The sequence below is a fragment of the Salinibacillus xinjiangensis genome (assembly GCF_009649735.1).
Lineage (GTDB): Bacteria > Bacillota > Bacilli > Bacillales > Alkalibacillaceae > Salinibacillus > Salinibacillus xinjiangensis.
This window is the reverse complement of record NZ_WJNH01000002.1, coordinates 511,992-534,763: the sequence shown is the minus strand read 5'-3', so window position 1 is coordinate 534,763 and position 22,772 is coordinate 511,992. Positions and strand designations below refer to the sequence as shown.

General features: G+C 38.3%; 19 protein-coding genes, 1 rRNA gene and 1 riboswitch. Of the genes, 16 read left to right on the top strand and 4 right to left on the bottom strand.

From position 1 onward, the window contains the following. Positions 1-145 precede the first annotated feature (145 nt). The 3 genes from rrf (at position 146) to GH754_RS05420 (ending at position 2,959) form a co-directional block, all read left to right on the top strand. Positions 146-261, top strand: a 5S ribosomal RNA gene (rrf, locus tag GH754_RS05430). 192 nt (positions 262-453) lie between these two features. Continuing rightward, complete coding sequence (locus GH754_RS05425) at positions 454-1,374, top strand: DMT family transporter (RefSeq protein WP_153727690.1); 921 nt, start codon at positions 454-456, stop codon at positions 1,372-1,374. Positions 1,375-1,546: 172 nt separating this feature from the next. Then, positions 1,547-2,959 (top strand): hypothetical protein, encoded by a 1,413-nt coding sequence (locus GH754_RS05420; RefSeq protein WP_153727689.1) that lies wholly within the window; start codon positions 1,547-1,549, stop codon positions 2,957-2,959. A 149-nt stretch (positions 2,960-3,108) separates the two neighbouring features. Here the strand turns inward: GH754_RS05420 and bioB are convergent, their stop codons facing one another. Both bioB and GH754_RS05410 read right to left on the bottom strand, forming a co-directional pair. Beyond that, the gene (gene bioB, locus GH754_RS05415; RefSeq protein ID WP_407690653.1) at positions 3,109-4,119 is read right to left on the bottom strand and encodes a biotin synthase BioB; all 1,011 of its coding nucleotides are present in this window, start codon (positions 4,117-4,119) and stop codon (positions 3,109-3,111) included. 24 nt (positions 4,120-4,143) lie between these two features. Further along, on the bottom strand, positions 4,144-4,725 hold the full coding sequence (locus GH754_RS05410) for a biotin transporter BioY (RefSeq protein ID WP_153727687.1): 582 nt from the start codon (positions 4,723-4,725) through the stop codon (positions 4,144-4,146). Between the two features lie 184 nt (positions 4,726-4,909). Here GH754_RS05410 and GH754_RS05405 point away from each other — a divergent pair, with 184 nt between their 5' ends. The 7 genes from GH754_RS05405 to GH754_RS05375 all read left to right on the top strand — a co-directional run bounded on the left by GH754_RS05405 (position 4,910) and on the right by GH754_RS05375 (position 11,991). Continuing rightward, positions 4,910-5,437 (top strand): GNAT family N-acetyltransferase, encoded by a 528-nt coding sequence (locus GH754_RS05405; RefSeq protein ID WP_153727686.1) that lies wholly within the window; start codon positions 4,910-4,912, stop codon positions 5,435-5,437. A gap of 38 nt (positions 5,438-5,475) precedes the next feature. Further along, positions 5,476-6,597: an amidohydrolase family protein gene (locus GH754_RS05400; RefSeq protein WP_153727685.1), complete on the top strand. Its 1,122-nt coding sequence runs from the start codon at positions 5,476-5,478 to the stop codon at positions 6,595-6,597. 9 nt (positions 6,598-6,606) lie between these two features. Beyond that, a complete protein-coding gene (locus GH754_RS05395) occupies positions 6,607-7,521 on the top strand; it encodes an aminoglycoside phosphotransferase family protein (RefSeq protein ID WP_153727684.1) in 915 nt (304 codons plus the stop codon). 89 nt (positions 7,522-7,610) lie between these two features. Continuing rightward, complete coding sequence (locus tag GH754_RS05390; protein WP_153727683.1) at positions 7,611-8,261, top strand: GntR family transcriptional regulator; 651 nt, start codon at positions 7,611-7,613, stop codon at positions 8,259-8,261. Positions 8,262-8,280: 19 nt separating this feature from the next. Then, on the top strand, positions 8,281-9,618 hold the full coding sequence (locus tag GH754_RS05385; protein WP_153727682.1) for a serine hydroxymethyltransferase: 1,338 nt from the start codon (positions 8,281-8,283) through the stop codon (positions 9,616-9,618). A gap of 92 nt (positions 9,619-9,710) precedes the next feature. Further along, on the top strand, positions 9,711-9,995 hold the full coding sequence (locus tag GH754_RS05380; RefSeq protein ID WP_153727681.1) for a hypothetical protein: 285 nt from the start codon (positions 9,711-9,713) through the stop codon (positions 9,993-9,995). Between the two features lie 298 nt (positions 9,996-10,293). After that, entirely contained in the window at positions 10,294-11,991 is a 1,698-nt protein-coding gene (locus GH754_RS05375) for a peptide ABC transporter substrate-binding protein (protein WP_153727680.1), read from the top strand. Between the two features lie 143 nt (positions 11,992-12,134). On the opposite strand, the gene GH754_RS05370 is transcribed toward GH754_RS05375, so the two are convergent. Continuing rightward, complete coding sequence (locus GH754_RS05370; RefSeq protein WP_153727679.1) at positions 12,135-12,917, bottom strand: transporter substrate-binding domain-containing protein; 783 nt, start codon at positions 12,915-12,917, stop codon at positions 12,135-12,137. A gap of 243 nt (positions 12,918-13,160) precedes the next feature. On the opposite strand from GH754_RS05370, the gene GH754_RS05365 reads away from it, so the two are divergent. Next, positions 13,161-13,934 carry a TatD family hydrolase gene (locus GH754_RS05365; protein ID WP_323741862.1) on the top strand — a complete coding sequence of 258 codons (774 nt, stop codon included), beginning with the start codon at positions 13,161-13,163 and terminating at the stop codon, positions 13,932-13,934. Here the strand turns inward: GH754_RS05365 and GH754_RS05360 are convergent. Continuing rightward, a complete protein-coding gene (locus GH754_RS05360; RefSeq protein ID WP_228550133.1) occupies positions 13,929-15,533 on the bottom strand; it encodes an acyl-CoA dehydrogenase family protein in 1,605 nt (534 codons plus the stop codon). The two genes, GH754_RS05365 and GH754_RS05360, sit on opposite strands and share 6 nt — an antisense overlap. Positions 15,534-15,714: 181 nt before the next feature. Between GH754_RS05360 and GH754_RS05355 the strand changes: the two genes are divergently transcribed. The 5 genes from GH754_RS05355 (at position 15,715) to GH754_RS05335 (ending at position 22,743) form a co-directional block, all read left to right on the top strand. After that, entirely contained in the window at positions 15,715-16,245 is a 531-nt protein-coding gene (locus GH754_RS05355) for a GNAT family N-acetyltransferase (RefSeq protein ID WP_194841287.1), read from the top strand. Positions 16,246-16,341: 96 nt separating this feature from the next. Beyond that, a riboswitch (cobalamin riboswitch) is annotated at positions 16,342-16,529 on the top strand. Between the two features lie 147 nt (positions 16,530-16,676). Further along, positions 16,677-19,193, top strand: a complete 2,517-nt coding sequence (locus GH754_RS05350) for a DUF4430 domain-containing protein (protein ID WP_153727676.1) — start codon at positions 16,677-16,679, stop codon at positions 19,191-19,193. Positions 19,194-19,352: 159 nt separating this feature from the next. Beyond that, positions 19,353-20,222 carry a DUF4430 domain-containing protein gene (locus tag GH754_RS05345; RefSeq protein WP_153727675.1) on the top strand — a complete coding sequence of 290 codons (870 nt, stop codon included), beginning with the start codon at positions 19,353-19,355 and terminating at the stop codon, positions 20,220-20,222. Between the two features lie 5 nt (positions 20,223-20,227). Further along, positions 20,228-21,115: an energy-coupling factor transporter transmembrane component T gene (locus GH754_RS05340; RefSeq protein WP_153727674.1), complete on the top strand. Its 888-nt coding sequence runs from the start codon at positions 20,228-20,230 to the stop codon at positions 21,113-21,115. Beyond that, positions 21,088-22,743, top strand: a complete 1,656-nt coding sequence (locus GH754_RS05335) for an ABC transporter ATP-binding protein (RefSeq protein WP_323741861.1) — start codon at positions 21,088-21,090, stop codon at positions 22,741-22,743. Before GH754_RS05340 ends, GH754_RS05335 begins: the two co-directional genes overlap by 28 nt. Positions 22,744-22,772 lie beyond the last annotated feature (29 nt).

Below are 22,772 nucleotides of genomic sequence, written 5' to 3'. Positions count from 1 at the left end.
GTAGTGGCGGTTTATGCCACGGAGTGGATTATGCTTATGACGGCGAGGACCTAGGAGCCGGAGCTAAACAGCACAAACGCTTGTCGGATCTTGATTCACTTCTTATCTAGTTTTGAAGGTACTTTAAAAACTTCAAAAACACAAGTCCAGTAGCAATAGCGGAGAGGTCACACCTGTTCCCATTCCGAACACAGAAGTTAAGCTCTCCAGCGCCGATGGTAGTTGGGGTTTTTCCCCTGCGAGAGTAGGACGCTGCTGGGCAACATGAAATCCTCAGAATCTTAATTGATTTTGAGGATTTTTTAAATGGAGCATTATATGTCTTTCACTCAAAATCAATAGGCTCTGTAAATAAATAGTTCTACCAAATTCCTGACCTGTTATGGTCTACAAATCAGCAGTTCCTTGATATAATGGAACTCATAGTCTTTTGGGGGAAGAGGAGGACATCAGATGAGATCATACATATTTATGAGTATTGTCGTGATTATTTACGCAGGCAATATTTTAACAGGCAAAGCTATGAATGATTTGCCACCGTTTACTATTGCTTTCTTTCGGTTATTAGTCGCATTTGCTGTGTTATTGCCGTTTGGATATCGGACAGCAATCAAACAGCGTGCCATCTTTTGGGATCATAAAAAACCCTTCTTATTTATGACGTTAACAGGTATCACCTTTTTTAATACCTTCATTTACGGGTCCTTGCAATTTACAACGGCCTCTAATGTGTCCGTATTAGAAACGTTTATCCCCGTTGTGACTGTCTTGCTAAGTGCGTGGTTACTAAAGGAAAAACTGCGTTACATTCAATGGGCGGGAATTCTGCTCTCATTTTTTGGTGCTATTTGGGTAGTAATGGATGGAAATGTATTATCGTTAGCAACAACGAATTGGAATATTGGGGATGCGATTATGATAGGAGCCATTGTTTGTTGGGCCATTTACTCTATTTTGGTGAAAAGGTATATGACGTTATTTCCTCAGTTTGGAGCATTACTTGTCATGTCAGGCATATCTGTTATCATCTTACTACCTTTTGTTGTTATAGAATGGATTGTCTTGGGAGTTCCTTATTTAGGAACGCTAGATCATATTATGGGTTTAATGTATCTCGGGATTTTCCCATCATTTATCGCATTAATTTTATATAATCGTTCTGTCGAGGATTTAGGTGCGTCACAAGCATCGATATTTCTGAATTTCTTACCGGTCGTAACCATTGCCGGAGCCTATATTTGGTTAGGGGAATCGATGACCATTATGCAAATTGTTGGTGCTTTAGGTGTTATTGCTGGGGTGATTATGACTACTCAATTCGGTGGGAAAGCTTCTATTCAAACAGAAGTAGGTACACAAGAAAAAACGGTTTGATTAGAAATTAAGCAAAATGCTATGGCAGAGTGATTCAGGTTCACTCTGCCATTTATTTGACCTTTGTTCCAGACGTCGAGCGTAATGTTTTCCTGACAACTTGACCCATTTGCTATAATAGAAATCAATGACTACAGAAGCGTTACTCTTTTAAATTCAGAGGAGAAGTTATATGAATAAACACGTTCGTTTAGGCTTACGAATTTCAATCTTAAGTTATGCCGTACTGCACTTTATCACTTATTTTTATCATCATGACCTGTTGTTCAATCTATTAGCAGTGAGTGGATGTTTACTACCTTTATTTGCTGCACTATTTTTATCTTTATCCAATTTTAAATTGCCACTCTTTCTTTTTATAACTGGGCTCGTGCTTATGCTGATATCTGATACTTCATTCTGGGAGGCGTTTCAGGGCGGGCTGACCTTGATGCAAAGTATGATTGGTCTGCTTGTGATCATTCCGATGATTGGCTGGGTATTAAATGATGAGCCTTATATTGAAAGCATTATGCGTTTTGCCTATCGGATGATCAATACGAGTCGCAAGCTTTATTTTGGGATCATTTCTTTTACGCAAATCATTTCCTATTTCCTTATGTTTGGTGCGATTCCGATGATGTACCAGTTTGTGAACAAAATGGTCGGGAGTAATCAAGGCGAGGCTCTAGAGAACTTTAAAAGCACGGCAGTGTTACGGGCTTTTGCACTTTCCACCATTTGGGTGGTCACAATTCCGAGTTTTGTTTATGCCGTGGAAACACTTGAGGCGTCTTTATGGGTAGCTATTATTCAAGGATTTTTCATATCAATGGTTGGAATTGGGATAGCAATGGTTTTTTCTCACTTTGAAGAAAAGCACTATGGAGTCGATTTAACAACAGTTATTAAAAAAGAAATGAAGGAAGTTATGCGTGATACGGGTGATGAACCCAATAGGAACCAAAATGTGTTAGTTTTTTTCATCCTATTTGTTACGTTATTTGGCTCAATCTTTCTTTTACATATCGTGTGGCCAGTAGATCTACTTGTTCAAATTCCTATCGTTATTTTCGTTTGGACTTTATCCTACTATTTGGTTAAAAGGAACTTTGGAGGGTTTTTTAGAGAAGGAACAAGATATGTAACCAAGGATGTGGAGAGACAATCCTATCAGCTTAGTATTATGGTAAGTGCCGGAATGATGATTAATGGATTAAATCAAACAGGGTTTGGCGAGTTTGTTGTGTCCGGGATTACCACGATGCAGGAAGCTTTTCCATCGATTAATTTTCTTTACTTTTTACCGTTTATCGTCATCTTTTTAGGTTTCATTGGACTCGGACCATTAACGGTGATGGTACTAGTTGCTGGGATTTTAACGAACATTTCACTTCCATACCCACCAGAACTCATTGTAATTGCCATTACATCTGGTAGTGTCATTTCAATTTTATTATCACCATTAATTATGCCTGTTATTGTATTAAGCGGCTCGAATGGACTAAGTGGATTTAAAAATGGCATCAAGTTTAATTTGCGATTTGCCATTGTCTTCTATGTAATGGTTCAGGTTTATGTGCAGCTGATGATTCAAGTATGGTAAAAATTTTGTCATAGGATCCAGGGGAACAATGGTTGAATCGAACCAATTACATCTCCCATCCTTCGCCAAGAAATCGCAAGGCTTTTAAAAAATGAAATAGCTGGTTACGAATCGAGCGCCTGTAACTTAAGCAGGCGCTCGATTTATTTTCACACAGTAGTTTCACCTAATGATTCAGGTAGATTTGAGTAATCAATCTCAAAACCCAAATCCTCAAGCATTTTATGGTCTTTCGTACTTTCTTGTCCATCAGTGGTTAAATAATCACCTATAAAAATGGAGTTAGCAGCATAAAGTCCCAGAGGTTGAAGACTTCTAAGGTTTACCTCTCTACCTCCAGAAATCCGAATTTCCTTTGTCGGATTTATATAACGAAATAGAGCTAACACCTTTAAACAATAACGAGGATCTAAATCGTGTGTTCCCTCTAAAGGAGTGCCATCAATGGCATGTAAAAAGTTTACGGGAATGGAGTCCGCATCTAAAATTTTTAAACTCCGTGCCATTTGAATCACATCTTCTTTTGTCTCCTTCATGCCAACAATCACCCCAGAACAAGGGGAAATCCCTGCCTCATTTGCTATTTTCACGGTGGAAACACGATCATCGTATGTATGTGAAGTTGTAATCTCGGAGTGATGTTCTCTTGAGGTATTAATATTATGGTTGTAGCGATCTACACCAGCGGCTTTTAGTCTTTCCGCTTGTTCTGATTTAAGCAGTCCTAGACAGGCGCACACTTTTAAATCGTAAATTTCTTTTATTTCCTCTACGGCAGAAACAACCGTGTCCATTTCTCTACGGTTTGGACCTCTCCCGCTAGCCACAATACAGTATGTCCCCGCATTTAATTTATCTGCTTGTTCTGCCCCTTTAAGCAACGTATCTTTGTTTACCATACGATAAGAATCAATGGGTGCATTTGAGATAGATGATTGCGCACAATAGCCACAGTTTTCCGGACATAGGCCAGATTTTGCATTGATAATCATATTTAATTTTACTTTATTTCCAAAATAATGAGAGCGAATTTGGTAGGCTCCGTGAAGTAACATTAAAAGCTCGTCGTCCTTAGAATTAAGGATGACAAGTGCCTCAACATCTGTGATTTCCTCACCTGCTATCACACGGTTTGCCATATCTAGCCAATTAAATTCCATATTCATTCCTCCTCCATTTCACACTTAAGCAACAGATTGATCCCCAACATGATTGGCGTTTTTGGCTATGCTTCTCTGAATTCTCGGTGCTAAAATACCGGCGAACACCGATAAGACAATATCCTTTGGAAGTGGTGCCATCATCCAAGTCCAAACCAATTCATAGCTAAAAGCGTCGGGTGCAGATGCCCAAAATTTATAGGCAAAATACATCCAGTTTGTTCCGATGACATAATTTAACGTCATCCCAACAAGGGCGGCGATGATGTAAGTTTTCTTAGATGCCTTTGCATCCACAATTTTACCGACCACATAGGCAATCAGAATATAAGATAAAATGAATCCAAAGGTTGGACTGATTAAAGCAGCAGGTCCGCCCATAAATTTCGCAAACACGGGAGCCCCTACTAGTCCAACTAAAGCATAAACAGACATAGAAATGGCGCCTAATCGACTTCCCAATACCAGACCTGATAGGACGCAAAAGAAGGTCGTTAATGTAATCGGTACTCCACCAACAACGAGAAACGCTGTTATATTCGCCCCGATAGCCATTAAAGCAGCAAAAACAGCAGAAAGCGTAATATCAATCGCTCTTAATCTCATAATTTCATCCTCCTTATAAATAGACTAAATTTTTTAACTTATTCATAAGTTATAGGAATTCTTATTAATTGTCAACCTTTAATATTATAAGGTTTACAATAAAATTCCCAATTATAGTAAAGGATTATGTTACAATTATTGCTAACTCATAATTCAAAATACTTATGATAGAAGGGACTTGACGATGGGAAACAAACTATCACTAATCAAACCAAGTATCGAATACAAAAAGGAATATCTATCTTTCTATTACGATTGGCTAGAGACCGGAGAAAACATGGTGCCCTGGGTGATTCAAAAGGACCCCGCTCATTTTGAGGAAATGCTTCAGTTTTTGTCGAATAATGAAAATGGCATTCATCTACCCAAAGGCTGGATTCCAGACTCGACTTATTGGCTCATTGATGATAATCAAAAAGTGCTCGGAGCTGTGAATATCCGTCACCAATTAACCGAGGCATTACAAAATAGCGGAGGGCATATCGGTTATGGAATTCGACCCTCGGAAAGAAGAAAAGGCTATGCAACTAAGCTTTTGTCTCTTTCCTTGGAGAAGGCACGGGAATTAGGGATTACGAAGGCACTTGTTGTTTGTGATGAAAGCAATATTGGTTCCTTAAAAACCATTCTTCATAATGGTGGCGTACCAGATGAGGACTTTAGAGAAGAGGATGGAAATGTTGTAAGGAGGTTTTGGATTGAGTTGAATTAAGAGCTTTAAACTTAAAATCTATGTAAAGAGGTAGAACAATGAAAAGAATCTGGATAGTCGTATTGATAGGTTTAGGAGTGGCTGGAATAGTCATTATTCTATCAGGTCATCAAGGCATTCAAATTATTCAAGATACAACCTATCAATATGAGAAGTCTATTGAACAGGAATTTACACAAATGAAAAAGGGCAAAACGGGTCAACCTTTGTATGAGGTATATCATGATCTGCCCGTAATTGACGTGCATAACCACAGTGTCGAGTATTTTCATATGATGGAGTCACGAAATATGAATCATGTAAAATCAGTTAAGGAGCTATGGCAGCAATATGGAATAGATCATACTGTTTTATTCGGTGATGTGTCTGAGCCATCTGCCATTCAGACTGATCGTCTCAGTTGGCGTTATTATCAGGAGTACCCAGATCTAATTTACCCATCGTTTGCAGGTATCCCACTAGAAAAGGGGAAGAATGGTGTAGAAAAAGTACAAGAACAGCTTGAAAAAGGGTATCTTAACGTTGGGGAAATTTATGCTGCATCACGATTTTCCCCAAGCGCTAACGTGAGATGGAAAGGAGAACACCCATATTCGGGAGTCTTACCAGAGATCTACGAGGTAGTAGCTGAATATACAACCCCAATTATGTTACATATTGACCCTCCAAGAGGCAAGAATATGAGTTATTTTCGTCGTGCACTTACAAACCATCCAGAAACCCTGTTTATTTTTGCCCATGGAAATGTTTATACCTCGCCTAAGAAATTTGAAAATTTATTAGCTGACTATGATAATCTGTATATTGACTTTTTTGCTGGTTTTACTCAATATAACGAGAGCAGTCAATACAAGCTGCGAGATTTTGTTCCAGTCATCGAAAAATATCCTAACCAATTTATGCTGGGCTCAGATTCAGGAGTTGAAATCGGCATCGAAAAATCCTATCAAGCCATGTACGAACTCATAGACCAACTCACCCCAGCCACTGCTGTTAAAGTAGCTTATCAAAACTATGAACGATTAATCGAGGAGCAGCCATTCACTAAATATCAAAAGAATAGAATTCAAGAGTTAGCCGAGGAGCTGATGATTGAAAACAAAACCTATCGACTTAATAAACACAAAGCCAATGAATTAATATTTGAACTTAGTAATTAGGAGGCCATTATGAAACTACAGGAACAATTTGTTAAATCCGTACGTTTGTATTTTCAGGAAAAGGGTGAAGCTTGGCTTAAGGAATTGCCAAATCTAATTGAATTTTGTGAACAGAACTGGTCCTTAAAGCTTCAAGAACCCTATAGCCTTTCTGTTAATTATGTTGCTCCTGCTGTTAGGAACGATGGGAAGGAAGTAGTCGTAAAGATATGTATTCCTGGAGAGGGATTTTTAGATGAGCTAGAAGCCTTAAGACTATATAAAGGGAAAGGGATGGTACGCCTGATTGACTTCGACCAGAATTATGGAATCTTACTTCTTGAAAAACTTTCTCCAGGGATTACATTAGCTAAAAAAATAGATTGTGATGAAGAGGCATGTCAGATTGCAGCTAAGGTTATGCAAAAACTATCAACTCCTGCCCCGGCTCATACACGTATTCCAACAACTAAGATTAGAGAAGAAAACCTTCGTAACATCATCAAAAGGCATCCAGACGGGCTAGGACCGATTTCAAAAAAAGAGCTTAAAAAGGCATTACATATATTTACCTACTTAAATGAGACCATGCAGAAACCTATGCTTCTTCATGGTGATTTTCATCATTACAATATCCTAGCATCTGGGGAAGAGGAATGGACGGCTATTGATCCAAAAGGGCTTATAGGTGAGGTTGAGTATGATTTGATTCAATTTATGCTAAACAAGCTACCTGATTATGGCATGAAGCAATTAATAGCGAAACGAGTCGAGATTTTTACGAATGAGCTCAATTTAAACAAAGAGCGGCTATTACTTTGGGGATATTGTCATACCGTATTGGCAACAGCATGGACCGTTGATGGTGAGGAGTTTGAGGAGAATTTTTATCAGGGGATAAGTGTTTTCAAACAATTATTTGATGTCCAGTACGGAAAACTTTAGAAGAGAAAATACTGTAAATATCCGCTAAAAGATTAATTAACTGAAAATTCGTAATTGACTTTTTATTTAATATGCAATATATTGGATATATGAAAACAACTAATTCCATTCAAAACATTCAAAGGGTTTCATTGCGTGATCAAGTGTATCAAGCATTAAAAAATGCTATTATCAGCCTGGAATTGTCGCCGGGTCAGAAAATAAAGGATATGGAGCTTGCTGAAAGGTTTAATGTAAGCAGAACTCCAGTTAGAGAAGCGCTAAAACGATTAGAAGATGAGGGCCTTGTCATTTCAACACCTGGGTCACTCACACGTGTATCTGAAATCAATACTGATGAGGTGAAACAGACATTTGTTGTAGTTGCAACTCTTCATGAACTAGCAGCAAGCCTTGCTGTTGCCAATTTAACAGAGGAGGATTTTCAGTTAATGAACGAATACAATTTTCAATTAGAGGCTGGGGTTAAGGAAGGAAACTTGTTCAAGGCGGTTGAAGCGGATGATCTCTTTCATGGGGTTTTTTTAAAGGCATCTAATAATGTTGAGATTGAAAAAGTACTGGAACGACTCTTGCCTAAGATACGTCGCTTAGAGTTCGTGAAGTTTAATTCAATCGATGGGATGGGTTCAGTAAAGGATCATGAACAAATTATTCAAACGAGCAAGGAGAAACATCATGACAAGGTTGTTGAGTTAGTGAAACATAATTGGTTAAGTCTGGGTAACCAGCTTATATAAATAACTTAGGAGGTTTGCTATGGTGAAGACTGAGCAAAGATTCGAAGTGCATGATGTTTCTGTATTAAACTGGGCGCGTGAACTAATTGATCGGAGTCCTTCACATCAAACGACAGCTCACGAAGTCGTACACTCTGTTCATAAGAACGAAATTTGGCGAGGAAGAGAATGTTTAAACCTTTTAGCACCAGAGGCCCCATCTAGCCCAATTGTTCGTAAGCTATTGTCATCCGAGGTAGGAATACGTGCTGCGGAGGGACATATTGGTCCGAAGCAACGTTGGTTTGCTGGAACACAGTATATTGATGAAATTGAAGCACTATGTATGGAATTATTGAAGAAAGCATTTGGTGTGAACTATGCGGACCATCGTTTAATTGCGAGCATGTTAGGAAATATGACGGTTTATGCTACGATGACTAATCCAGGTGATCCAATCATGAGCATGAGTCAACCGGTTGGAGGTCATTCAAGTAATCGTAAAGACGGACCTTCAGGCATTCGTGGATTAGAAATCTCAGATGTTCCAATGGACCCTGTAGAGCTGACGGTTGATTTAGATGCTTTTGAGCGTGTTGCTCGTGAAATACAACCAAAATTAGTCTCGCTTGGCGCATCTATGACATTATTTCCTTTCCCATTAAAAGAAATACGGGACATTATTTCTGAATGGGGCGGCCAAATTTTCTTTGACGGAGCCCACCAGCTCGGGTTAATTGCAGGAGGCCAATTTCAAGACCCTCTTAATGAAGGTGCGAGCATTATGACTGGTTCGGCAGGAAAGACCTTTAGTGGCCCGCAAAGTGGGATTATTTTGTGGAACGACCCGAATCTCACTGAGCCAATTACGGACACTATTTTCCCAGCGTTGGCTGCTACTCATCAAGTAAACCGTGTGGCTGCGTTGGCCGTTGCTGCTGCCGAATTTATTGCTTTCGGCAAAGAATATATGGGTCAGGTTGTAGCCAATGCAAAAGCACTTGGCAAAGCACTTCAAAAACGCGGTATAACAGTGCTTGGGTCCCATAAAGGATTTACACAGACTCACCAAGTCATTATTGATGTCAAGGAATTCGGCGGAGGTTATCCGATGGCTAATTTATTAGCGGAAGCCAATATCATAACGAACAAAAATCTGATTCCATCCAATCGTCCAGAAGATTGGGATGAGCCAAGTGGAATTAGAATAGGGACAACAGAAATTACCCGACTTGGTATGAAAGAGGAAGAGATGGATTACATAGCAGATTTAATTGCTAATGTTCTCCAAAACCAAGAAAAGCCTGAAAATGTGAAGAATAAAGTGATGGAACTGAGAAACTCTTTCCAGCAATTACATTATTGTTTTCAGGAATAATCGCTTTGATAGAGGAGCACTACATTTTGGTAGTGCTCTTTTATATAGGATTATAAATATCTACTTGGGTATCCTAAAAACGGGTGATAAAAATGAAAGCTACGGATATGGAAAGAAAGAGATTTGACAAAGCATTAGATGAAATTATTGATTTATTTAATAACCTAGAAAGTGATGTTCCCATAATCCAGTATAGTGATGAGGTTTTGGAAAATATTGAGCGGGCGAAGAAAAAGTATGGGGAAGACATGATGAATGAGCGGATTAATAAAGTGGTAGGGGAGATGCTCTCATGGCTTGATTTGGATGATGTAGATTTAGATGAGGAAGAAGAAGGGAACGCTGAAAACGAGGAAGAAGAGGATGAAACTGAATAATGTAGCTTGGCTTTCGTGCATGCGTACGAGAGTCTTTTTTATTGCTATTGTACTACAACTTTTTATCTACTAAATAAATGTATGAAGTAAATGGAAGTAAATGGTCTTTATTTGGCTATATATACCTGTAAAGCGCTTGCAAAGGTAAGTAAATAGTTCGATGGCGGTATAATTTTACTGAAATTATAAAAAAGTATTTACAATTATCTATATAAAGATATAATATTACCTATAAGTTTTTACTAGAGAGAATAGTGAAAATTTACGTACAATTTTACTTCAAGAGGGGGCTATTTTAATGAAACTGACAAAATGGGCATTATTGCTCGTGCTTGGTTTATTACTAAGCGTAGTAGTTGCATGCTCAGATGATAGTTCAGAGGAACCAGCTGGAACTTCGGAACAATCTGATGAAGAGGCGACTGAAGAAGATACAACTACGGAAGAAGGGGAGCAGGTTCTTCGTTTTCCGAATCTAGAAACGATTCCTACCATGGATTCTTCCCTTGCAACAGATGAATCATCCTTTGTGTACTTAGCTGCAGTAACAGAGGGGTTATATCGTTTAGATGATAGCGCGAAAACTGTTCCAGGGATTGCAAAGAATCATGAAGTAAGTGAAGATGGTTTAACTTGGACCTTCAATTTAAGAGAAGATGCAGTCTGGTCTAACGGAGATCCAGTAACCGCTCATGACTTTGTTTATGCTTGGCAGCGAGCGGTGGATCCTGAAGTAGGTTCTGAATACGGTCCTTACATGATGAGTGGTGTTATCAAAAATGCGACTGAAGTAAGTGAAGGGGAGGCTTCTCCTGAGGAACTAGGGGTAAAAGCGAAGGATGACTACACCTTTGTGGTGGAACTAGAGAATCCTACCCCATACTTTGAGTCGTTGACTACTTTCGGTACTTTCTTCCCATTAAATCAAGAGTTCGTTGAAGAGCAAGGAGATAAATATGCTACAAGCGCAGATACACTCTTATCTAATGGGCCATACAAAATGACAAATTGGGAAAGCACTAGTAACTCTTGGGAGCTTGTAAAGAATGAGGATTATTGGGATGCTGAAGCTGTCAATTTAGATAAATTAGCATTCGAAGTTATTCAAGATCCGCAAACAGGTGTTGACTTATACGAGTCGGGTGAACTTGCTCGCGCTGATTTATCCTCAGACTTAGTTGATCAATACGTGACTCATGAAGATTATAAGGTTACAGCAGACACATTTGTTTATTTTATTAAGTTTAATCAAGAGGCAAATGAAGCACTAGCTAACAAAAATATCCGTGCTGCATTAAGTAGAGCATTCAATAAACAAGCACTTGTAGATGAAATTTTAAATAACGGCTCTCTAGTGGCTAACGGATTAGTACCTGCCGACTTTACTCCAATGCCTGAAACTGGTGAAGACTTCCGTGCAGTAAGTGGAGATCTTGTTACATATGATCTAGAGGCTGCTCAGGAGTACTGGGAAAAAGGACTAGAAGAATTAGGTACGGATTCCATTGAGCTTGAATTGTTAACTGATGATGATGAAACCACAAAACTAATGGTAGATTATATCAGAAACCAACTGGCAACAAATCTAGAAGGTTTAACAATCAATTTAAAACAAGTACCAAAAGAACAACGTCTTGATTTAGATAATAAAATGGACTATGAGGTACAGGTTTCAAGATGGGGTCCAGACTTCCTTGATCCATTCACGTACATGAATCTATGGACAACAGACAGTGGAAACAACAAGATGGGATATTCTAATTCTGAATACGATCGTTTAGTAGAAGAAACAGCTACTACATTAGCATCTGATAATGTAGCACGCTATGAAAACTTCTTAGAAGCTGAAAAAATTCTATTTGAAGATGCGGCCATTGCACCAATTTATCAAGCATCCAGAGCACAGCTCGTTTCACCTAAAGTTGAAGGTGTTCACGTTAATCCATTTGGTGCTACTTATGAGTACAAGTGGGCAAAAGTTGGTTCAGCAGAATAATTTATTAAACAAATCACGGTGATGCGCTTAATCACCGTGATTTGTTGTGTTTCTGCACGTGGGTGAGGGCTCTGGGAATTAATCTTTAAAAACACAAAAAAATAGCGAAACAGGCTATCTGTTCCGCTATTTTCATCTTATTATTATTCAGATGGTGCCTCACCAAACCATTTTTTATAAATTTCATCATAGGTTCCATTCTCTTTTAATGTAGCTAACGCTTCGTTTACTGGCTCTACTAGCTCAGAACCTTTTGGAAAGGCGATTCCGTATGGTTCCCCTTGAAGAAGTTCACCAACAGTTTTTAATCCTTGGTCTGGATTTTCGTTAATGTAGTATTGAGCGTTTGGCAGGTCATAAAGGACAGCATCTAAACGTCCACTAGCCAAGTCCATATAGGCTGTAACGATTTCTGGGAAAGCGGAAATTTCAGCGTCAGTGTGATCGTGAAGGTAAAGTTCACCCGTTGAGCCTGCCTGAGCTCCTACTTTTAACCCATCAATATCTTCAATGGATTGAATATCCGAATCCTCACGAACGACTAAAATAAGACCAGAATCTAAGTATTTGTCGGAAAAGTCAATCTCCTTCTTACGTTCATCTGTTATGGAAATACCTGAGATGGCCATTGGGTACTTATTGGATCTCATTCCACCAAGAACCCCGTCAAACTCCATTGTTTCAATTTCAACATTAAAACCAGCTTCATCAGCTATCGCATGAATAAGATCCATGTCAAAGCCCTTCATTTCACCTGTTTCTGGGTCCATAAACTCAAATGGATGGAAATTTGGCTCTGTTGCTACTGTATAGGTTTTGACCTCATCTTCCCCGGACCCAGAACCACTAGATTCACTTGATCCACAAGCTGCTAGCAAGGCAATTGTTAGCATGGCAGCTAACATCAATATAAATTTTTTCTTCATGTGTTTCTCATACCCCCTAATTTGTATATAGACAACTATTATTATCCCAGAATTCATAAAAGGATTAAATATTCAAAAAACTTTGAATGGTGGGATATAATAGGATATGATTGACTCTAGAATATTTAGAACCAGATTAGATAAGATAACGCTCAAATAGTCAATCATACTATCCATAAGCCAAGAGTCGACAATAATTCTTGTTGATACGATTTATGAAACTAGAGAAAGGAGAAAGCGCTAGTGAGACCGATTTATGATGCGCATATACATTTAGATGTATATGACAATGCTGAACAAAAGCAAATTATAAAAGATATGGAAACATATCATGTCGAGGGGCTTATAACCGTGTCTCGACATCTACTGTCTGCGAAAAGAAATTTAAAGCTTGCCCAGGAAAATAAACGAATCTATCCTGCATTTGGGTTTCATCCTGAACAATCTCTTACCAGTGAGCAAGATATCGAGAATACACTCTATTTTTTAATGAAACATCAACATGAAATGGTGGCTGTAGGGGAGGTTGGACTTCCTTATTACCTACGCAAACAAAATAACACCATTCCCATTGCGCCCTATATTGAAATACTAGAGCAATTTATCAAGATAGCGAAAAGATTACATAAACCGATCGTATTGCACGCAGTCTACGAGGATGCACCACTTGTCTGTTATCTATTAGAGAAACATTCCATCACCAAAGCCCATTTTCATTGGTTTAAAGGAGATTCCAAAACAGTTGAAAGACTGATACAAAACGGCTATTTCATCTCATTTACACCTGATGTTTGCTACAAGGAAAAGATACAATCACTTGCAAAAAGATATCCTATATCACAAACGATGGTGGAAACGGATGGACCGTGGCCCTTTGAAGGACCTTTTCAGGATCATAAGACCCACCCGCGAATGATCCACCAATCCGTGGAGAAGATAGCAGAATTGAAACATATGAAACTAACAGATTTGTATGAAACGATAGCTAGTAATACGAGAGCATTTTATAAATTATAGAAACGTATCATAAACTTCCTGTGGCAAGATGGCGAAATCAGGATAACTTTTTAGCTCTTGTTGCTGGTATAGATAGAAAATATCTCCTAACACCTGTTCCCATTGACGAGCAGCAACGATATTTTCTTCATTTGGTGTATCATATAAGTTAGTCTTCATAAGCTTTTTTAACCTAGTTCCATATGAGTGTATGGTCTTATCGTCATATCCGTTAAGAAGACTTGCCACAAAGTCCTCAGGCGGATACCAGTACGCATTTTGTTTTAAATCCCGATACACTTGGGCTAAAAGTACATTTCGCGGACCCTCCCAAAGCTCGTTGACCATGGCATCTCGAAAAATTCTTGGTATGGAAGAAAAGTCTTCTATTGCTCCGTGACCGCCAAAAATGGAAATCGCAGTTCTTAAAGAATCTACAGCTTCCTTAGAGGAGAATACCTTTTGAAGTAAAATTAATTCCCGAACGTCAAACCGTTTTTGTTCTGATACGTTGGCTGTTTCTTCGACATGATGGTAATCCTGATAAATTTTGAAGGCGGTAGCTGTTGAGCGTTTGGCAGCATTTACGAGGGTATCGATTTGTGCTTTAGCCATAGGGAATTCATCAATTTTACGTCCAAACACTTCGCGAAAACGAGCATACAGGGAGGCCTCACGAGCAGCTCTCATCATATGGGCAGCAGTTGCAAAGCCGATATCAATCCGAGAGCGGGTTAAGACAATCCCGACAGCGAGTGCAGTGCCCTTTTCCAAAGGGCCAATTGGGTATGCAATGGCACCTTGATAGTTAATTTCTGAAGATGGCAATTCACAGGTCCCTAATTTCCACTTTAAACGATTAACCTCATGTCCGTTTCTCCTTTCCTTTTCTTTGTCACCCTCAAGCCAAGTAGGAACGATGAATACGCCAACATGATCCGTCCCTTGAACTCTTGCGGTTACAACTGAATAATCAGCTTGTGGAACTGAACAGAAAAATTTGTTTCCATATAGCTTGTAATGTTCTTTCTCAGGAATAGCCTCGAGCACGTTAGCGGGGATGTTAGAGCCGCCTTGAATTTCGGACATGAACTGAGCTCCTAAGGCAAACTCACCATCTATTCCTTCTTTACTATGTTGAAGTACTTTCTGTAACGGTGGGGAAAGGGTATCCTGAAATTTTTCCAGTAATGCGACTAACCCATCTGTGCAGGCCATGGGACAGGCTACACCTGCTTCGCCATTGGTATGAATGAGGTAGCGTTTGATCGCGTGTTCACCTTGACTAATCTGACTCGAAAAAAGCGCTTCAGAAAAGATCTCCTTTTCCATCATCTCTTGATCAGAGGTGCGGACGATTTGGTCAATTCGATGATTGTGGGCATCATAGTGCCTTAATCTTGGGTGGTTTTCAACTCTTGCCATTTCATTACTTATGCTTCGCCATCTACCGGAAACCTTAGCGGAAAACGCTTTCATTTCTTGGTTGAATGTAGCCCAATCTTGATCACAATATCGTTTGCTCAATTCGACTAAAAAGGGGTTATCAAAATCATTGAGTTGTTCCCGCTGTGATAAAAATGAATCAAAGCTATAAGTATTCTTAGTTTTTGTTACCAATGCAAGACCACCTTCCATTAATTTTCGGAATATTATAAGTTGATTTTAGCACAATAGGATTTGTATTAAAAACGACTATTTTTCTGACTGAACAATTTTTTCCTAATTTATTCGATGAGAGAGGATTAGGATAAAATTAGTCGAAATATAGGTATAGTTAATGGTAAAAGGGGTTGTCTTTGTGGATATTCAAATGAATCAAGAGTGGTATCAGCTGGTACAAGTTCAAAAAAGGGACTTACAAGACGTTTTAGAATTGTTAGTACAAGCAGCTAAATGGCTTCAAACCAAAAATACTACACAGTGGGATTATTACATAAAAGATTTGGAAGGAAACACTCAAGAGGTACTCGACTCAATCGAAAATAACAGTACGTTCTTATTACGCAAAAATGGTCGAGCCATTGCGACCATTACGTTAGAAAATACACCGAATGACTGGGATTGTGAAATGTGGGAGGAGGCAGTAAAGGATGAGGGTGTTGTTTATTTACATCGAATTGTTATTCATCGAGAATATGCTGGCCAAAAGCTTGGTGAACAACTGATTGATTGGGCAAAGGACTATATGCGTGAACAGGGTGGACGGTATATTCGATTTGACTGTCTAGGAACAAACGAGGGATTAAATCGCTATTATCAGAAACATTATGAATTCAAAGGCGTTGTCAATAAGTACAGCAAGCATTGCAAATATGAAATAGAGTTGTGATGATAAATTAGATAGATTTTCATAATATAAAACCATAGTCGGCATAGTTAAACAATGTTTGACAATTTGAAACTATTTAACTATTATTAGTATAAACTGAATATGGAAAAAATAGGTGATTCACAATCAAAAGTGAATCATTAATAGGGAAGTTCGGTGAAAGTCCGACGCGGTCCCGCCACTGTAATTGGGAGTTTTCTATTCATATACCACTGTCATAGATGGGAAGGTGATAGAAAACGATGAACATGAGCCAGGAGACCTGCCTATTTTTTACGCCATTCAACCTACGTGGATAGGGAGGTGTACGAGCACATGATAACGACTTATGGTTTTTTCTTTACATAAGCGTTTAGTAGGTACACGTATACATCTCTAATGCTAGGGGTGTATTTTTTTTGTTTAACAAATATGTCAGGAGGATTTATTCCATGAAAAAGAGATTCAATCAACGGTTTGCTTTATTTATGGCCATTTTACTAGTACTTAGCAATCTAGCATTTTTGCAACCACAAGTTGTTGATGCAGCGTCACTTGAAAATGCTGTTACCATTACAGCTTTGGATGAAGATGGGGAAGAAGTGTTACCTTTGACAGCTATTAGTATTGAAGAAGGGGATACGGCATTTGATGTATTGTTACAAGCTGGGGAAAAACACGATGTGGAAATTGCATATGATGAATATGATTTTGGAAATATGGTTACAGGGATAGGAGAAACTACTCAATCAGATCCATATTTTTGGTCTTTTAATGTAAACGGATTAGGCCCTGAAGTAGGGGCATCTTCCTACCAAGTATCAAATGGTGAACACTTGTTTTTTTCACTAACAGATGATTTTGAGCCATCTATTACAGCGAAAGTCTCAGCAATAGGGAAAAATGGAAATGAAATTATTCCAGAAACAGAAGTGACCTTAATGAGAGGCGCAAGTGCATATGGTGCATTAATCCAAGCTGCTAAAAAAAACAATGTTCAAGTTGATGCATCTATTGATGATACATATTTTACTTTTATTAATAATGTAGGAGAAACAAACCTTGAAAACGGCGATTATTGGAGTATTGCAATAAACGATGAAACATTATCTGCTAGCATTGTTGACCACAAGATTCAGCCAGACGAACAATTACAATTAACCATCCAAACCTACGAACCACCTAGTGAGGATGAAGAAACACCAGCTGAGGAAGATGAAAACGCGGATGAAAAAACACCTCAGCCAACCATTACGGATGCACTTATGCAGGAGCGAATTGATGGAATTCTTTCTTATATGGAAAAAAACAATGTAACCATCGAGTATGGTAATGAATGGTGGTTATGGGGTTTAGCCAATACCAACCAAGAGGTTCCAGCTTCATATGTGAAGAGTGTGAAACAAAAGGTAAAAGAATTAGACGGAAATTTCGGAAACATTTTTGATTTGGAAAAAGTGATTATTGGATTATCAGCTGCGGGGAAAGATGCTTCATCAATAGAAGGACAAAATCTATTAGACAAACTAGTGAATCATACCCAATTAGAAAATCCAACAGTTAATATGTTGATTTATGCACTCTTAGCGATTGATAGTGGTCAGTATACCGTTCCTGATACGTTTAGAAATCAACTTGTTCAAACCATCCTTGAATATGAGCTCGAAGGTGGAGGATGGGCGTTTTTTGGTAATGAACCAACTGCTGATATTACGGGAATGGCTTTATCAGCATTAGCCCCTTACCGTGATCAGGAAAATGTTAAGGGAGCCATAAACCGTGCAATTGATTACTTGTCTACTGAGCAAGACGAAACAGGTGGTTATGGTACAGAAGTTAATGGTGGTGATTCAAGTGAAGCTGTATCCCAAGTTATCACTGGTTTAAGCTCTGTAGGGGTAGATCCAACAGGTGAAGACTTTACAAAAATGGAAGGGAACCTAGTTCAACATTTATTCAAGTTTAAGAAAGATGATGGTGGATTTAGCCATCTTAAGGACGATGAGAGTTCAAGTGTTATGGCTACATACCAGGCTTTATTAGCCTTAAATGCCTATCAGAAATTCGTGAATCAGGATGGACTAGTTTATCAATTTCCAATAAAAAAAGAAGAAGACAAGGAAACAGAAAATCCCGAGGATGGTAATGACAATCAAGATCCTGACAATCCTGAGGATAAACATGGAAATGAAGAACCTAAACAAGATCAAAAAACAGAAGTAAAGATAAATCCTGAAACAACAATCAATTCTAAAAAGCAGGAAATTCTCGTCTCTGTAAAATTAGCCGATACTCAAAATGTTGAAGACAACGAAATTGTTGTGATTGAACCTAATCAGGCTCGAAAACAAGTTGTTCTGACAGCCGCAATTGATCATGGTGTTCTACAGAGATTGGTAGAAAAAAATAATGACCTGAAAATTGATAAAGGGGATACGCAGCTACTTATTCCAACAAAAGTTTTAGAACAACTACTTAAAGAATCAAAAGATCAAAAAATAGAAGTTAAACTTGTCAAACAAGAAGTAAAAAGGGCAGTCGGATCCGTCTATGATTTTACCTTTATGGCTGGAACGAACGAAATTCAACATTTTAATAATCAAGAGGTTACCCTTACATTTGAAGTGAATCCTGCATTAGTTGCGGGCCTTGATCCAAACAAAATTAAAGCCTTTCACTTTAATGAAGAAACGAATGAATGGGAAATAATTGAAAATAGCACATACGATACTGATAGTGGTCTCGTAAAAGCAAAAACGGATCATTTTAGTACGTATGGAGTGTTTGAGAATGTTCAGACGGAAAATATCTCGGCACCAGTAAGGGCTGAGGTTTCTGAAACAACAAATGGAAACGGAGAGAAACTGCCTGATACGGCAACATCAACATATAATCTTCTTGTCCTAGGAATCATCTTATTAATGTGCGGTGTGCTATTTTTCATTAGAAGTAGAAAAACTCAATTATAGGCATAAGAAAACTCGGGTAATCTAATTGCTAGATTACCCGCTAACTTTTAAGTAAATTCCCGAGTGGAGATCACGATAGGCTAAACAGATGTGTACCTAGTAATCTACCGAACCAATTTTATACCTCTATATTAAAAAGAAGGAGGGTTTACATTTACAATGAAAAGGCTGTTGCTGTATGTATTAACTACTTTGTTCCTGATATTGGTTGTCGGCTGTGCAAAGGATCAAGTAACGCCAAATGTTGAGGAACAAAATTCTTCTGAAAAAACAGTAGAAAATTCAAATGAGATGTTGGATAAAGTAGAAGACCCCAAAATTAAGAGGGATAGTGCAAGTTCGGATACAAAAGAACAGCATTCAGACCAAGATCCATCAGACCATAACCAAGTCTCGAAAAAGGATAACAAAAAGAGACCACAGACCAATGATGATGAAGGCAATTCGAATAAAAGTACAACGAATGAACACCCAACGACAAAAAGTACCGGCGATAAAGGAGAAACTAAAAAATCGTCAACAAAAGAGAAACAACAGTCAAATTCAAATAAGAAAAAGCCCAAAAAAGACGCAAAAGACATTAGTAAAGACACTAAATCGCCAGATGAACAAGATGAATCATCTGAAGAAGACAAGAAAGAATCAGATGAAGAGGAGCAAACACAAGAAGAGACAAAGTCTCAAACACAACAAGTAACGATTTCAATTGAAACAGGTGCAGTAAAAGGCACCATTTTGTCACCAACCAAAGTCAAAATCAATGATGGAGATACAGTGCTCGATGTTACCCAAAGAATTGTGAAGGAAAAGAGCATTCAAATTAGTGTTCGTGGATCTGATGCAACAGCGTATGTAGAAGGTATTGACAATCTGTATGAATTTGATGAGGGACCTTTAAGTGGTTGGACTGTTCAGGTTGACGGAAAATCTATTGATAAAAGTGCAGGGGTTTTTTCTATAAAACCAAATCAAACGATTACCTGGAGATATACAACCAATTATTTGGAAGATAATAAGAACAAGGAATGAGTGCAATGGTAAGAGGGTTTAAGTCTTTTCATCCTATTGTTCTATTAGTATATTATATTTTTTTGATAGCTGGGCTCATGCTGTACCAACACCCAGTCTTTTTATTTGTTGCTGGATGTTTCGTTACGCTTATCAATCTTCTGCTTGATGGGGGGAAGCAAATTAAAAAGTGGGGCTTGATGATATTCATCATGTGTATTTTTTCCATAATTCTAACACCACTTTTTAATCAGCGGGGGAATCAAATATTATTTTACGTTTTTAATAATCAAGTAATGCTTGAAGGGATTATTCAGGGTGTAATGATTGCTTTCACCTTATTTGGCATTATTGCGATTTTTATTACCTTTAACATGGTGATTACACCAGAAAAATTCTTGTTCCTATTCTCGAAATGGTTTCCACAATGGGCATTATTAATTATGTTATCTATGCGATTTGTTCCTTTACTACGTAGAAGGTTAAAAGAAATTCAAGAGGTTCAGCAACTTAAAGGCGTATCAGTCAAAAATGGTAATATTAAACAGCGCGCTAAGAATGGAATGCTAATCATACAAATTTTATTAACATGGTCTTTGGAAGAGTCCATTCAGACTGGAGATTCGATGACAGCAAGAGGATATGGATTTGGGAAACGGAGTAAATACCAGCCATTTTATATGAGAAAAAGAGACTTGGTTGCATTAGGGTATATTGTATGTACTGGCTTGACTGTTCTATTTGGTTGGTGGCTTGGAGATGGTGTTCTAACACTATTACCCATATTAGAACCTGTTTGGTTACAGGGGAGAGAATGGTTTTATTTAGCAGTTTGGTTATTGTTCATCGGGTTTCCAATTTGGACAGAAGGAAAGGAGCGATTGAAGTGGAGATACTTTCGGCGCACGACGTAAGTTTTACTTATCCTGAATCTTCAACTACAGCCTTAAAAAAGATAAACGTTAACATTCAAAAAGGGGATTTTGTTGTGTTGATCGGAGCGTCAGGAAGTGGCAAATCTACATTATTGCGGTTAATAAAACAAGACATTGCCCCCCATGGAAAAAAGCATGGTTCCTTTTGTTTTCAAGGAAAACAACTCGAGGAACATGCCCCTTTGACAATGGCGAAAGAAATAGGGATGGTATTTCAAGACCCCGAAAATCAAATCGCAATGGATAACGTAATGGAGGAACTTTTATTTGGTTTGGAAAACTTGGGCTATTCAACCGTGGAGATGCGTAAAAAGGTTGCTGAAATGGTCCACTTTTTTGGAATTAATCATTTACTTAATCAAAAAGTAAGTGAGCTTTCAGGAGGGCAGAAACAATTAATCAATCTGGCATCAGTTTTATTATTAGAGCCGACAGTTCTCCTACTTGATGAACCAACAGCTCAGCTTGATCCCATTGCTGCTAAAGAATTTTTGTATACTTTACAACGGTTAAATGACGAGTTCGGAATCACCATTGTCATTGTCGAGCATCGACTAGAGGATTTATTTGCTATAGCTAACAGAGTTATCATGCTAGAGAAAGGGAGAATTCTATATGATACAGCCCCTAGGAAGATTATATATGAATTAATGTCACATGAGACGATGCGACTTTTTTTACCAAGTCCGTCATTATTATATTTGAATTATACTGAACGGCTACATATAGGAGACATACCACTCACAGCCAATGAAGCAAGGTCTTGGTTACAAAAGAAGAGGATTACTTCAAAAGAGTCATCCGAAGCTTTATCAAGCTCAAAAATGACCAAGCCCATTTTAGAATTAAAAGAGATTGATTTTCAATATACGAAAAGCAGCCCTCCTATACTACATAATTTATCATTATCTGTTCATAACGGCGAATGGCTGGCAATTGTAGGGGCAAATGGTACGGGTAAGACAACCCTATTAAAAATTTTAGGTGGGATTTTAAAAGCTCAGCACGGCACGATTAAATACTGCGGCAAAAAGGTCAAACACATCGATCCAAAAAAGATAGGCTATTTACCCCAAAATCCCAAACTATTTTTCATGCAGGATACGATTAAAAAAGAATTTTTATATATAGCGAATTACCATAGGCTGGAGAACGCAGATGTTCGAATTGAATTTCTTTTGGATAAATTTCAAATACACCATCTACAAGATCGTCATCCTTATGATTTAAGTGGGGGCGAAATGCAGAAAGCTGCTTTAATTGGGGTGTTGTTGGTAAAACCCTCCATCCTTCTCATTGATGAACCGACAAAAGGATTAGACCCAAAAGCTAAGGAAATCTTTGGGGAGTTGCTTTTAACACTAAAGAAGGAAGGATTGACCATCATCATGGTAACCCATGATATTGAATTTGCTGCCAAATATGCGACAAGATGTAGTATGCTTTTTCAAGGGGAAATCACAGTTACTGAAAACACGAGCCTCTTTTTTCAAGAAAATAACTACTATACAACTGTTATGAACCGAATTACACGAAATAGTCATATCCCTCCTGTCGTAACTTTAGAGGAGGCGAGGCAAAAGTGGCACATAATAAGGGACTCTTGATTGGGATCTCCATATTTCTACTTGTTATT

Excerpts from the sequence above, each read along its gene's own strand:
- GH754_RS05380 (WP_153727681.1), top strand. The coding sequence starts at position 9,711 with ATGAAAGCTACGGATATGGAAAGAAAGAGATTTGACAAAGCATTAGAT.
- GH754_RS05370 (WP_153727679.1), bottom strand. The coding sequence starts at position 12,917 with ATGAAGAAAAAATTTATATTGATGTTAGCTGCCATGCTAACAATTGCC.
- bioB (WP_407690653.1), bottom strand. The coding sequence starts at position 4,119 with ATGGAATTTAATTGGCTAGATATGGCAAACCGTGTGATAGCAGGTGAG.
- GH754_RS05425 (WP_153727690.1), top strand. The coding sequence starts at position 454 with ATGAGATCATACATATTTATGAGTATTGTCGTGATTATTTACGCAGGC.
- GH754_RS05410 (WP_153727687.1), bottom strand. The coding sequence starts at position 4,725 with ATGAGATTAAGAGCGATTGATATTACGCTTTCTGCTGTTTTTGCTGCT.
- GH754_RS05405 (WP_153727686.1), top strand. The coding sequence starts at position 4,910 with ATGGGAAACAAACTATCACTAATCAAACCAAGTATCGAATACAAAAAG.
- GH754_RS05385 (WP_153727682.1), top strand. The coding sequence starts at position 8,281 with ATGGTGAAGACTGAGCAAAGATTCGAAGTGCATGATGTTTCTGTATTA.
- GH754_RS05400 (WP_153727685.1), top strand. The coding sequence starts at position 5,476 with ATGAAAAGAATCTGGATAGTCGTATTGATAGGTTTAGGAGTGGCTGGA.
- GH754_RS05395 (WP_153727684.1), top strand. The coding sequence starts at position 6,607 with ATGAAACTACAGGAACAATTTGTTAAATCCGTACGTTTGTATTTTCAG.
- GH754_RS05420 (WP_153727689.1), top strand. The coding sequence starts at position 1,547 with ATGAATAAACACGTTCGTTTAGGCTTACGAATTTCAATCTTAAGTTAT.
- GH754_RS05340 (WP_153727674.1), top strand. The coding sequence starts at position 20,228 with ATGGTAAGAGGGTTTAAGTCTTTTCATCCTATTGTTCTATTAGTATAT.
- GH754_RS05390 (WP_153727683.1), top strand. The coding sequence starts at position 7,611 with ATGAAAACAACTAATTCCATTCAAAACATTCAAAGGGTTTCATTGCGT.
- GH754_RS05345 (WP_153727675.1), top strand. The coding sequence starts at position 19,353 with ATGAAAAGGCTGTTGCTGTATGTATTAACTACTTTGTTCCTGATATTG.
- GH754_RS05350 (WP_153727676.1), top strand. The coding sequence starts at position 16,677 with ATGAAAAAGAGATTCAATCAACGGTTTGCTTTATTTATGGCCATTTTA.
- GH754_RS05375 (WP_153727680.1), top strand. The coding sequence starts at position 10,294 with ATGAAACTGACAAAATGGGCATTATTGCTCGTGCTTGGTTTATTACTA.